This window comes from Caviibacterium pharyngocola (genome assembly GCF_002795405.1).
In the GTDB taxonomy this organism is placed as follows: domain Bacteria; phylum Pseudomonadota; class Gammaproteobacteria; order Enterobacterales; family Pasteurellaceae; genus Caviibacterium; species Caviibacterium pharyngocola.
Window position 1 is genome coordinate 36,415 of sequence record NZ_PHGZ01000001.1, and the last position, 12,868, is coordinate 49,282.

Annotated in this window: 13 protein-coding genes; 9 read left to right on the forward strand and 4 right to left on the reverse strand. The window is 43.9% G+C overall.

All coding sequences use genetic code 11. From position 1 onward, the window contains the following. The first annotated feature begins 129 nt into the window (after nucleotides 1–129). The 4 genes from udk to CVP04_RS00190 are packed head-to-tail and all read left to right on the forward strand — an operon-like array spanning nucleotide 130 to nucleotide 3,949. Nucleotides 130–771 (forward strand): uridine kinase, encoded by a 642-nt coding sequence (udk, locus tag CVP04_RS00175; protein ID WP_100295514.1) that lies wholly within the window; start codon nucleotides 130–132, stop codon nucleotides 769–771. Nucleotides 772–780: 9 nt separating this feature from the next. Further along, nucleotides 781–1,365, forward strand: a complete 585-nt coding sequence (dcd, locus tag CVP04_RS00180) for a dCTP deaminase (RefSeq protein ID WP_100295515.1) — start codon at nucleotides 781–783, stop codon at nucleotides 1,363–1,365. A gap of 1 nt (nucleotide 1,366) precedes the next feature. Continuing rightward, a complete protein-coding gene (locus CVP04_RS00185; protein WP_100295516.1) occupies nucleotides 1,367–2,698 on the forward strand; it encodes a hypothetical protein in 1,332 nt (443 codons plus the stop codon). A 60-nt stretch (nucleotides 2,699–2,758) separates the two neighbouring features. Then, nucleotides 2,759–3,949 (forward strand): sugar transporter, encoded by a 1,191-nt coding sequence (locus tag CVP04_RS00190; RefSeq protein ID WP_100295517.1) that lies wholly within the window; start codon nucleotides 2,759–2,761, stop codon nucleotides 3,947–3,949. Between the two features lie 311 nt (nucleotides 3,950–4,260). On the opposite strand, the gene CVP04_RS00195 is transcribed toward CVP04_RS00190, so the two are convergent. Next, entirely contained in the window at nucleotides 4,261–5,574 is a 1,314-nt protein-coding gene (locus CVP04_RS00195; RefSeq protein ID WP_100295518.1) for an NCS2 family permease, read from the reverse strand. Between the two features lie 226 nt (nucleotides 5,575–5,800). After that, nucleotides 5,801–5,986 carry a glycine zipper 2TM domain-containing protein gene (locus tag CVP04_RS00200; protein WP_423738287.1) on the reverse strand — a complete coding sequence of 62 codons (186 nt, stop codon included), beginning with the start codon at nucleotides 5,984–5,986 and terminating at the stop codon, nucleotides 5,801–5,803. 263 nt (nucleotides 5,987–6,249) lie between these two features. Between CVP04_RS00200 and galE the strand changes: the two genes are divergently transcribed. The 4 genes from galE to adk all read left to right on the forward strand — a co-directional run bounded on the left by galE (nucleotide 6,250) and on the right by adk (nucleotide 10,536). Continuing rightward, a complete protein-coding gene (gene galE / locus CVP04_RS00205) occupies nucleotides 6,250–7,266 on the forward strand; it encodes a UDP-glucose 4-epimerase GalE (RefSeq protein WP_100295520.1) in 1,017 nt (338 codons plus the stop codon). Nucleotides 7,267–7,345: 79 nt separating this feature from the next. Then, nucleotides 7,346–8,614, forward strand: coding sequence for an AmpG family muropeptide MFS transporter (locus CVP04_RS00210; protein WP_100295521.1), 1,269 nt, complete (start codon nucleotides 7,346–7,348; stop codon nucleotides 8,612–8,614). A 172-nt stretch (nucleotides 8,615–8,786) separates the two neighbouring features. Beyond that, nucleotides 8,787–9,782, forward strand: coding sequence for a bile acid:sodium symporter family protein (locus tag CVP04_RS00215; RefSeq protein WP_100295522.1), 996 nt, complete (start codon nucleotides 8,787–8,789; stop codon nucleotides 9,780–9,782). 109 nt (nucleotides 9,783–9,891) lie between these two features. Next, nucleotides 9,892–10,536: an adenylate kinase gene (adk, locus tag CVP04_RS00220; protein ID WP_100295523.1), complete on the forward strand. Its 645-nt coding sequence runs from the start codon at nucleotides 9,892–9,894 to the stop codon at nucleotides 10,534–10,536. A 71-nt stretch (nucleotides 10,537–10,607) separates the two neighbouring features. On the opposite strand, the gene CVP04_RS00225 is transcribed toward adk, so the two are convergent. Both CVP04_RS00225 and CVP04_RS12180 read right to left on the reverse strand, forming a co-directional pair. Next, nucleotides 10,608–11,426: a DNA ligase gene (locus CVP04_RS00225; protein ID WP_100295524.1), complete on the reverse strand. Its 819-nt coding sequence runs from the start codon at nucleotides 11,424–11,426 to the stop codon at nucleotides 10,608–10,610. Then, nucleotides 11,396–11,575 carry a hypothetical protein gene (locus tag CVP04_RS12180; RefSeq protein ID WP_100295525.1) on the reverse strand — a complete coding sequence of 60 codons (180 nt, stop codon included), beginning with the start codon at nucleotides 11,573–11,575 and terminating at the stop codon, nucleotides 11,396–11,398. The genes CVP04_RS00225 and CVP04_RS12180 overlap by 31 nt, the downstream gene beginning before the upstream one ends. Nucleotides 11,576–11,641: 66 nt before the next feature. Here CVP04_RS12180 and codB point away from each other — a divergent pair, with 66 nt between their 5' ends. Then, nucleotides 11,642–12,859: a cytosine permease gene (gene codB, locus CVP04_RS00235; protein ID WP_100295526.1), complete on the forward strand. Its 1,218-nt coding sequence runs from the start codon at nucleotides 11,642–11,644 to the stop codon at nucleotides 12,857–12,859. Nucleotides 12,860–12,868 lie beyond the last annotated feature (9 nt).

The following is a 12,868-nucleotide window of genomic DNA, read 5'->3' on the forward strand; positions in this document are numbered from 1 at the left end:
ATAACGTGAGGCGAATCACATAATGGGAGATTATGTCTTTTTATTTCGTTCCGTTTGCTTAAATGATTATCAAATTTTATAAATTTTCTTTATAATTCGGGAAATAAATTTGTTGGTTAAATGTGAATTATGTCGGACAACTCTTGTATTATTATTGCGATTACCGGCGCATCGGCGTCAGGTAAAAGTTTAATCGCTTCCACCATTCATCGGGAGCTTTGCGAAGAACTGGGCTGCGAAGATATCGGAATTATTTCCGAGGACAGCTATTATAAAGATCAAAGCCACTTAGCCTTTGAACAACGTATTCAAACCAATTACGATCATCCCAATTCAATGGACAGAGATTTGCTGATCGACCAGCTACGCGCGCTGAAAAACGGCGAATCCGTGGATATTCCGGTGTATAGTTATACGGAACATACGCGCACCGAGCAAACCGTGCGTTTCCAACCGAAAAAAGTGATCATCTTAGAAGGCATTTTATTATTAACCGACGAACGCGTGCGACAAGAAGCCCATATTTCGGTATTTGTGGATACTCCGTTGGACATTTGTTTTATCCGCCGTTTACAGCGGGATATGGAAGAACGCGGTCGCTCGTTGCAATCCGTGATCGAACAATATCGCAAAACAGTACGCCCGATGTTTTTACAATTTATCGAACCGTCCAAGCAATATGCCGATATTATCGTGCCGCGCGGCGGGAAAAATCGTATTGCGATTAATCTGTTAAAAGCGCAAATTATGCATCTTTTAGGAAAAAATTAAGGACTGACGATGAGACTTTGTGACACCGATATTGAACGCTATTTAAACGACGGTATTATTTCGTTAACGCCGAGACCCTCCGATGACAAAATCAACGGTGCGACGATTGATGTGCGTTTGGGCAATTCTTTCCGCGTATTTCGCGAACATACCGCGCCTTATATCGATCTCAGCGGGCCGAAAGAAGAAGTTTCCGCGCAATTAGAAGCGGTAATGAGCGAAGAAATTTTAATTGACGACGGCGAAGCGTTTTTTTTGCATCCGGGCGAATTAGCATTGGCGACCACGTTGGAAGCGGTGCGTTTACCGGCGAATATTATCGGCTGGTTGGACGGGCGTTCTTCCTTGGCGCGCCTCGGCTTAATGGTGCACGTCACGGCGCATCGGATCGATCCGGGTTGGGACGGAAAAATCGTGTTGGAATTTTTTAATTCGGGCAAATTGCCTTTAGCTTTGCGTCCGAATATGGTGATCGGCGCCTTAAGTTTCGAAATTCTCAGCGGCGAAGCGGCGAGACCTTACAACCGTCGCCAAGACGCAAAATATAAAAATCAACAAAATGCGGTGGCAAGCCGTATCGACGAGGACAAATAATATGTGGAGAAGGATCGCGCTGCCGTGCGTATTATTTATTATTGCGATCTTCTCCGTTATTTATATCCAAGAAACGCGCTTGGAGCGACAATTCGTGCAAGCGTTGCAAAAACAAAACGTGCAATTCGAAGACGTTGACTTTCAGCTTTTCCCAATACCGAAAATTACGTTGCAAAATGCTTCTGCACAATTTGACAAAGAGCGGTCGTTTTTTTTCGAAAAAATTAATGTCGAATTAAGTCCTTTAGCTGCGTTTATCGGCAAAGTGCGTTTGGAGCAAATCGAACTGCAACGCGGCAAATTAACCAAGCCGAATTTTTCCGAGGTAAATTTAACGATAAAACCGACCGCACTTTATCTGAAGGATTTGCCCGATGTAGTGAAATATTTTCAAACCGGCTGTACCGGCGAAGTGGAAATGTCGGATAAATGGCGGTATTTCGTTGATTTCGAAGGAAAAGATAAATATCGAAATCATTTAAAAAGTAGCGGAGAAATCGCCTTTAACGGGCCGGATACGGAATTTAAAAATTTCTCGCTTAATTTAGATTTATATCAACCGTTATACGCGGACGATAAACAATTTTACTTTAAATTGGATCAAGGCATTCTTTCCACCCACAAAGACGGGCATAAAGTGTTGCTTTCTTATAATTTGCACATTAACGACGAATTATTTACCTATATTAACGCCTCTTTCATTCGTGAAGAAAAAGATTTATTGCTGTATTTGTTGAATAACAATAAAGCTTTTATCAAAATTAATTTGTTGTCTTTTTATGCGGATCGTTCGGGCTTGGTGCTAGTTTCCGGCAAGGATTTGGACGTGAATAAATGGCTGAATGCCTTAAAATTACCGCAAATTCTGAGCGGGAAGGTGGATTTTGATGCCGAATTAGCCTTTTTCGAACAGCGTATTAATCAAGGAAAAGCGCATTTTACCATTCAAAACGGTGAATTCAGCGGATTAAATATTCTCTCCATCGTGTCAAACCATTTGCCGATTAATTATGATCCGGCGCAACTGCAAAATGCCAACAGTGCTTTTGAACGATTGGAAGGCAAATTGCGTTGGGAACCGACGCGTTTGTGGATCGACGAGTTATTCGGCGAAGATAAACGAATTCGTTTATCCGGACGAGGAATTGTCGAATTACCCGATGTGACGTGCGATATTACGCTTGAACTTAAGGCGCAAGAAGAAAAATACCGTAAATTCGGTTTGCCGATTCGTTTTTTTGATCAATGTGCCGCACCGCAATACGAAATTTTATTAAACGGCAATTTGCGCGAGCAAATTCGGGATTTTCTGAAAGAAAAATTTCGTCGTTAACCGTGATCTTTTATTACCGAGTGGTACAATAACGTAGTTATTTCTCTCGGACTTCTCATTATGTTACCTCTAAAAATCGTGCGCCGGATTAAACTGTGGCGCGTTATTTGTTTGGCATTTTCCGCATTTATCTTTAATACAACGGAATTTATTCCCGTTGCCCTGTTATCTGATATTGCCGCGGGATTTCAAATGCCCGTTTCCGATGTGGGCTTGATGATTACCATTTATGCGTGGATCGTGTCCGTGCTTTCTTTGCCCTTTATGTTATTAACGGCGAAATTAGAGCGGCGAAGTTTATTAATCAAACTGTTCACTTTATTTATTTTGAGCCATATTTTGTCTGCGGTCGCGTGGAATTTCCAAGTGTTATTAATTTCGCGCATAGGTGTTGCCATCACTCATTCGATATTTTGGGCGATCACTGGATCTTTGGCAGTGCGCCTTGCGCCGAAAGATAAAAAAGCGCAAGCCTTGGGATTATTAGCAATGGGTAGCGCATTGGCGATGGTGCTGGGATTACCGTTAGGACGCATTATCGGGCAGGCGGCGGGCTGGCGGATAACTTTTGCCGTTATCGGTGTGATCGCCGCAGTGATTTTAATTTTTCTTTACCGATTATTACCGCACTTAGTCAGTAAAAACGCCGGTTCGTTAAGCAGCGTTCCGTTATTGTTTAAGCGCCCTCTGTTAGTCGGCTTGTATGTGATTACCATTTTCGCCGTTTCCGCCCATTTTACCGCATATAGTTATATCGAGCCTTTTATGATCCGTATTACCCGAATGGATCCGAGCGTAACGACGGCGGTATTATTGATTTTCGGTTTATCCGGTGTGGTGTCCAGTTTGTTGTTTACGCGCTATCATCGTTTCGGGCCGGCAAAATTCTTATTAACGGCAATGACTATTTTAACCTTATCGCTGTTCTTGTTATTCCTTTGTGGCACGCAAGGCTATGTAATGTTCGCTTTAGTTTTTGTTTGGGGCATTGGTATTGCGGCGATAGGGTTGAGTTTACAGGTTCGCGTCTTGCAACTGGCGCCCGATGCAACGGATGTGGCAATGGCGATTTTCTCAGGGATTTATAATATCGGCATCGGCGGCGGGGCGTTGCTCGGCAATCAAGTAATGCAACATTTGGGATTGAATTATATCGGCGTCATCGGCGGTATTGTCGCGTTGTTTTCGATGCTGATTTTTGTCGTCATTCATTTGCGCTATCGACATTTGCCGATAAAAGCAATTCAATAAATATAAAAAAGGCTAATTGCATCAAACAATTAGCCTTAGGCTGATGACAAACCTTTATAGCCATTTATCATCATTTTCTTTCTCCCCTTGTGGGAGAAGGTGCTCGCAGGGCGGATGAGGGGTAATAATTTATCGTCATTACAAAAATGTTATTTTGCTTCGCAAAATCCCCCTCATCCTGATTTTTGTTTCTGAACGAAACAAAAATCTGTCCTTCTCCCACAAGGGGAGAAGGGAGCGATTGCACTTTGTCAATAAAATAAGGCTAATTGAGTCAAATAATTAACCTTATTTTCTATCCGATTTTACGACTAAATCGCCCAACCGCCGAGATAGAACGCGACTAAGGCAATGGCAATCACAACGGTACCGATATTTAATTTTTTCACTTCGCCGCTGACTAAGCGACCGATAACCAAGGTAGCGAAACCTAACATAATACCGGTGACGATGTTAGCGGTTAAGACGATAAATACCGCACAAACCAAGCCGCTCATTGCGCCGACGAAGTCATTGAAATCCAATTTTGTCACGTTGCTTAGCATTAATAAACCGACGTACATTAATGCCGGCGCCGTGGCATAACCGGGAACCAAACCGGCTAAAGGTTGGAAGAATAACATCAATAAGAACAATACGCCGACGACAACCGCAGTAATACCGGTTTTACCACCTGCAGCCGTACCAGCCGCGGATTCGATATAAACCGCTGCCGGTGCCGTACCGAAAATACCGGAGAACAAGCTACTTACGGAGTCGGAAGTTAGGGCTTTGCCACCGTTGATGATTTGACCGTCTTTATCCAATAAATTCGCTTGACCGGCAACGGCGCGGATTGTACCTGTCGCATCAAAAACTGCGGTCATTACTAATGCGAATACCACCGGTAAAATTGCCGGTTGTAAGGCGCCGACCAAATCTAATTCTAAGAATAACGATTGTTCGCCGAATGTTGGCATTTTGAAAATTTCACCGCCGAATTTGACGTTAGGATCAAATACTAAACCGATCAACGTAATGGCGATAATGACCCATAAAATACCGCCTTTCACTTGCATTTTTTCCAAACCGATAATCGCCGCTAAACCGCATAATGCCATTAAAACAGGGAAGGATGCGAAATCGCCCAGTTTCACCGGCAAACCCGCTTGGTTTCCGACCACAATGCCGACACCGTTTGCTGCGATAAGCAATAAGAACAAACCGATCCCGATACCCGCACCGTGCGCAATACTTGCCGGAAGGTTGCGTAAAATCCACGAACGAATGCCGGTGGCGGAAATCAGTGTAAAGACCACCCCCATAAAGAACACCGCGCCCAAAGCGACAGGAATACTGACGTTTTGCCCTAATACCAAGCTAAACGCCGTAAATGCCGTTAACGAAATGGCACAACCGATCGCCATCGGTGCATTTGCCCATAATCCGATTAAAATCGAACCTAAACCGGAAACCAAACAGGTGGCGATAAACACGCTTTCTGCCGGGAAACCCGCCGCACTTAACATATTCGGCACGACGATAACGGAATAGACCATTGCTAAAAAGGTGGTTAAACCGGCAACCACTTCCTGACGAACTGTCGAACCTCGTTGGGTCAGTTCGAATTGACTTTCTAAAGACATAAGATACCTTCATCATAATTAAATAAAAATGCCGGTATTTTACCTGAAAGAATCAAATAGTAAACGTTTGCGTCGGATTTTATGCAATAAAAAAGATCCGATTAACGGATCTTAATATTAAGGGAAGATAATTTAGAATTTGTCGATCTTTTGAGGTTGATATTTAATCTAAATACATCGTCTTTTTTGTCCTCGCAGGGCGCTTATAAGGCGGCGAAAAACAAGACTATTTATTAATTTGACTGCCGATTAGCCCGCCTAATGCCGCACCGCCTAAGGTTGCACCGGTGGTTCCGCCGATAGCATTGCCCGCCACGCCGCCGATCGCCGCGCCGATTGCGGTGTTTTTCTGGGTTTTGGACATTTGTGCGCACGCGGCGAGAGAAAGGGCGACAAAGACGACCGAGATCATTTTCATTTTGCTTTTCATCAATAAAACTCCACTACATTGATTTGTTTAATCTTTTAACACCGAGCCTAACAAGAGTTAGACTTTATGACAATACCATATCTAAACGGTATTACCTTCTATGACCGCCCGCACAATAATAAGTTCGTTCTTTCTTTGTCGTGTAATTATATTTCGTTGATTCCGTAAGCAAGTTTGTTTTCCTTGAAAGCTGAAATCTTGCTATACTAAGCGGCAATTCGGTTCATTAACTTAGGAGAAATGAAATGGCGATTTTAGTAACCGGCGGTGCTGGATATATCGGCTCGCACACAGTAGTGGAATTGCTTAATGCGGGCAAAGAAGTTGTGGTTTTGGATAACTTATGCAATTCTTCGGAAAAATCTTTGGATCGCGTGACGCAAATCACCGGCAAACAAGTGAAATTCTACCAAGGCGACGTGTTAGATACGGCGCTATTACAGCAAATTTTTGCAGAAAATGACATTCAATCGGTGATTCATTTTGCCGGCTTGAAAGCCGTGGGCGAAAGCGTGAAAAAACCGGCGGAATATTATTTAAATAACGTCACGGGTTCCTTGGTTTTAGTGCAGGAAATGAAAAAAGCCGGCGTGCGTAATTTGGTTTTCAGTTCCTCCGCCACGGTTTACGGCGATCCGGAAATTATTCCGATTACGGAAAATTGCAAAGTCGGCAGTACGACCAATCCTTATGGCACGTCGAAATTAATGGTGGAACAAATTTTAACCGATATTGCCAAAGCCGAACCGCAATTCAGCTTTACTATTTTGCGTTATTTTAATCCGGTAGGTGCGCACGAAAGCGGCTTAATCGGCGAAGATCCGAACGGCATTCCGAACAATTTATTACCTTATATCAGCCAAGTAGCGATCGGCAAATTGCCGCAATTATCCGTATTCGGCAGCGATTATGCGACACACGACGGCACGGGCGTGCGCGATTATATTCACGTCGTGGATTTGGCTATCGGGCATTTAAAAGCCCTTGAACGTCACGAAAACGATGCCGGATTGCACATTTACAATTTAGGCACGGGCACGGGCTATTCCGTGTTGGATATGGTTAAGGCGTTCGAACAAGCCAATGACATTACCATTCCTTATCAGTTAACCGATCGCCGTCCGGGCGACATTGCCGTGTGTTATTCCGATCCGAGTTTGGCAGCGCAAGAATTAGGCTGGCGTGCGGAACGCGATTTAACGCAAATGATGAAAGATACTTGGAATTGGCAAAAAAATAATCCGAAAGGCTATCGCGATTAAGCCTCTTGTCTTACATATTAGCGCAATGATTTGCGCTAATATGTTATAAAAAACTCTCAAAAATGACCGCACTTTTAGAATGACCGACGCAAAACCGACTTTATTTTCTCAAATTTTCAGCCGTAGTATGCTGATTTGTATTTTTACCGGCTTTAGTTCCGGACTGCCTTTTTACATTATTATTTCCCTGTTGCCGATTTGGTTGCGTGCCGAAAAAGTGGATTTGGAAACCCTCGGTTATTTCACTATCGTCACCTTGCCGTTTTCGTGGAAATTCCTTTGGGCGCCGCTGTTGGATCGTTTTGTTCCGCCGTTTTTAGGCAGACGTCGCGGTTGGATGCTAATCACGCAATTATTGCTGATTATCTCTTTGAGTTTATTCGGCTTTTTAGAACCGCACGGACAATTCGGTTTGGCGATTATTGCTGCGATTGCTGCGCTGGTATCTTTTTTCTCCGCTAGCCAAGATATCGTGTTGGATGCCTATCGGCGGGAAATTTTATCCGATAACGAATTGGGATTAGGTAACTCCGTTCACGTTAACGCTTATCGCATCGCGGGCTTAGTACCGGGTTCGCTCGCTTTAATTTTGGCGGATTATATGAGTTGGCAATCGGTTTTTGTGATCACGGCGTTGTTTATGTTACCCGGTATTTTAATGACGCTGTTTTTAAGTAAAGAACCGCAAATTGCGCTCAATAAACACCGCACTTTAAAAGAAAACGTGATTGAACCTTTCAAAGAATTTTTTAATCGCAAAGGCGTTTGGTCTGCGTTGGGTATTTTAGCGTTTATTTTTCTGTATAAACTCGGCGACAGTATGGCGACGGCGTTGATTTCGCCTTTTTATCTCGATATGGGATTCAGTATGACGCAAATCGGCTTGGTGGTGAAAAACGCCTCGTTATGGCCGATGATTGTGGCGGGTATTGTCGGCGGCATTATTATGCTGAGAATCGGTATTAACCGCGCTTTGTGGCTATTCGGTGTCGTACAAATCGTGACGATTTTGGGCTTTGCGTGGTTGGCTCGATTAGGGCCGTTCGAACAAGTGGATAATTTCGCCTTGTTCGCGTTAACTTTGGTGGTTGCCGCCGAATATATCGGTATCGGATTGGGCACTTCCGCATTCGTCGCGTTTATGGCGCGCGAAACCAATCCGCTTTATACGGCGACGCAACTGGCATTATTCACCAGCTTATCCGCCTTGCCGCGCGCAACATTAAATACGCAAGCCGGCACATTAATTCAACATCTCGGTTATTATGATTATTTCTGGTTGTGCTTTTGGCTCGCCGTGCCGGGAATGTTATGTTTAATTTGGGTGGCGCCTTGGAATAAATCTTAACGCCCGCTTTTTTGCGTTTTATCAACAATTCGGTATTTTTAGGCTAGGCAATCGTTAAACTAAATTGACTTTCTATTCGCTTTGCGTAATTATTGCGCAAAATTTTATTATCGAACCGTCGAATTCGATAATATTCGGTTTTGTTTAAGTATGAAAATCTAGGGAAGCATTTATGTTATTTCTGAAGAAATTAAGCTATTTATTAGCAAAATTCACCGCACTTTTTATTATTTTGTTGGCGTGCGTCACGTTCTACAAACCCGAACTTTTTACTTGGGTAAAAGGCGATGCGCAAATTATCGTATTAAGCTTGATTATGCTATCTATGGGAATGACGCTCGGCGTACAAGATTACAAAATTCTTGCCCAGCGCCCGCTTGATATTTTAATCGGTACGGTGTTGCAATATACGGTAATGCCGTTTACGGCGATTGCGGTGGCGAAAGGTTTTGATCTCTCACCGGCACTCACCTTGGGATTGGTGTTGGTCGGCTCTTGTCCGGGGGGCGTGGCGTCGAATATTATGACCTTTTTATGCAAGGGCGATGTGGCATTTTCCGTCGGAATGACCACAGTTTCCACCTTACTTGCACCGGTAATGACGCCTTTATTGTTGAATTATATCGTCGGTCAAACCGTAGAAATGGACGGTTGGGCGATGTTTAAATTTATGCTGTTAGTAACCGTATTACCGGTTCTGGTCGGTTCGGTTTTGAATATCACTTTGCATCGTAAAAAATGGTTCCAAGATTTGCGCGAATTAATGCCCGGCGTGGCGGTGATCAACTTCGCGTTTATCGTCGGCGGCGTAGTGGCGCTTTACGGTAACTATTTCTTGCAATCGGGATTCATCGTATTGCTTTGTATCGTTTTCCATAATTTAATCGGTTATGCCTTGGGATATTTAGGTGGAAAATTATTCGGAATGAGTTTACCGAAGAAGAAAACCATTTCAATCGAAGTGGGCGTGCAAAATGCCGGATTGGCAACCGGATTAAGTATGAAATTTTTCCCGACCATACCGGAATCCGCCGTTGTTTGCGCAGTGGCTTGCGTATGGCATTCCGTTGCCGGCACGGTATATGCAAACTTCTTATTGTGGGTGGATAAATACCGCAAACAACCGGTCGAACCTTTATCGGAACAAGATTTAGTCGAAGAATCTTAATTTCCTGTTCGGCGTTCTGTGTGAAAGAACGCCGAATGCACATTTCGGACTTGAGTTTAAAGGCTAAGCGCGGTATCGTATAGCCGTTTTTTTATTTAACGAGGTGATTATGAAAATTATTTTATTGGGTGCGCCGGGCGCAGGAAAAGGAACCCAAGCACAATTTATTATGAACAAATTCGGTATTCCGCAAATCTCTACCGGAGATATGTTGCGCGCAGCGATTAAAGCCGGTTCCGAATTGGGACAACAAGCGAAAATTTTAATGGATGCGGGACAACTTGTGCCGGACGATTTGATTATTTCTTTGGTGAAAGAACGCGTCGCTCAAGCGGATTGCGCAAAAGGTTTCTTATTGGACGGTTTCCCGCGTACTATTCCGCAAGCGGATGCATTGAAAGCGGCGGGGATCGCTATCGATTATGTATTGGAATTTGATGTGCCGGATGAAGTGATCGTCGAACGAATGAGCGGTCGCCGCGTACACCAAGCTTCCGGTCGTACTTATCACGTTGTGTATAATCCGCCGAAAGTGGAAGGTAAAGACGACGTAACCGGCGAAGATTTGGTTATTCGTGCCGATGACAAACCGGAAACCGTTTTGGATCGCTTAAAAGTGTATCACAACACCACCAAACCGTTGGTGGATTACTACCAAGCGGAAGCAAAAGCGGGCAACACAAGTTATTTCCGTTTGGACGGTACGCAACGCGTGGAAGAAGTCAGCGCGGAATTAGATAAATTATTGGCATAATTCTGCCTAAACCGAAGGTTATACCCTGAATACCCTGAATACCCTGAATACCCTGTATTCGGGGTATTTTTTTAGTTTTCTTTTTTCCGCCAATAAGTGGCGAATTTCGGCAATCCGTTTTTATTGATCCCGCGATATTTATAGGTGATTGTCGAACCGATAGGCGGCGGATTCGTTCTATCGGAAAAATTAAAGCCCGATCCGATACGAAATACGCCGCGATGATTTTTACAGGTCAACGAACCCAACATATTTTCAAATTGTCCTTTGCCTTGATGATGCGCAATAACCTCACATTCTTCGTCAAGTGCGGTCTTTAATTTTAAAATTTGTGAACTGCGTTTGGTTTCGTAAGGCGCATTAGGATTGCGCAGCACAACGCCTTCGCCTTGTTGTGCTTCCACTTGGGCGAGAAATTGTCGAATATGTGCCGCGTTCCGAATAGGAATTTGTTCGATAATTCGAATATAAGGCGTGGGATGAATGTGCAAATAATCCTTTAACAGCGATAAGCGTTCGAATAAGTTTCCCGGTGCATTAGGCACATCGAACACATATAATTTCAAACTTTCCCAACCTTTATCTTTTTGCGATCGCACGATCGCAGAAATTTCTTCAAAGCGGTTGCGTTCGCTGAAAAGTTCGCCGTCAATGGCAAAAGGCGGGAAATCTTTAATAAAATAGCTCGGCGGCGTCAGGATATTATTTTGTCGCGTAAAAAGCTGCTGCCCGTCCCAATAACCGCGCACGCCATCCAATTTTTCGCTCATTACCCAATTTTTTACATCTTGATTGGTATAAGTGTCCAATAACATTAATTCCGGCGGTGCGGCTTTTAAGTGGCATAAGCCGATAAAACTCAGCCATAAAGCAAAGAATAAACGTCCCATTTTTCTTCCTCGTTATTCCGTTTTGTCCATAGGGTAACGAGGAAAAATTCATCGGAATAGGCGGTTTTGCCATTTTTACGATCCGTTACGCAAAAATAAAAAATAATGGCGCCAAAAGTGCGGTGAATTTTTCGGTTATTTTTACGCAAACGTTTTCTTTTTTGTGACGGGTGATTATAATGCAACGATTTTTTGATTTTTACAGGGGATAAAAAATGAGTCTGGATAACTTCAGTTTAAAACCGGTTCCGCAAGATCAGCGCAAAGGTGTTGTGGCGCTGACATTCGTAATGTTGGGATTAACCTTTTTCTCGGCGAGTATGTGGACGGGCGGTACCTTAGGTACCTCATTGAATTACAATGATTTTTGGTTTGCCGTCATTGTCGGAAACTTAATGTTGGGCGTTTACACCTCGTGCTTAGGTTATATCGGTGCGAAAACCGGTTTAACGACACATATTCTTGCGCGTTATTCCTTCGGGGTAAAAGGATCTTGGTTGCCGTCGTTATTATTGGGCGGCACGCAAGTGGGTTGGTTCGGCGTGGGCGTGGCAATGTTTGCCATTCCGGTCAACAAAGTTACCGGCATTGATGTAAATTGGCTGATTTTAGCCTCCGGCGCATTGATGACGATCACCGTCTTTTTCGGTATTTCCGCGCTCACGATTTTATCCTCCGTTGCGGTGCCGGCAATCGCGCTATTGGGTTCCTATTCCGTATATTTAGCCGTGACGGAAGCGGGCGGATTGGACGTATTAAAACAAATTTTACCGAGCGAACCGATGTCGTTGTCAATGGCGATTACTTTAGTGGTGGGATCATTTATTAGCGCAGGATCCTTAACCGCCGATTTCGTGCGTTTCGGGCGTGTGGCTAAGCAAGCCATCGTAATTAGTATGATCGCCTTCTTTTTGGGCAATACGTTAATGTTCGTGTTCGGCGCGGCGGGCGCGGCTGTAAAAGGAATGTCCGATATTTCCGACGTAATGATTGCGCAAGGCTTGATTTTGCCGGCGATTATCGTACTCGGCTTAAATATTTGGACGACTAACGACAACGCTTTGTATGCTTCAGGTTTAGGTTTTGCCAATATCACCGGATTAAGCAGCCGAATTTTATCCGTCATCAACGGGATTATCGGAACGCTATGCGCGTTATGGTTGTATAATAATTTCGTCGGCTGGTTGACGTTTTTGTCTTCCGCCATTCCGCCGGTGGGCGGGGTGATCATCGCCGATTATGTATTGCGCCGCAAAGCTTATGCAAACTTTGATGAAGCGAAATTCGTCACCATTAACTGGGCGGCGATTATTGCGGTGGCGATCGGTGTAATGTGCGGTAAGTTTTTACCGGGAATTATTCCGGTTAATGCGGTAATCGGCGGCGCACTTTCTTATGCTATTCTTAACTCTTTGATTTGCAAATTAAAATAAGGCGAAATA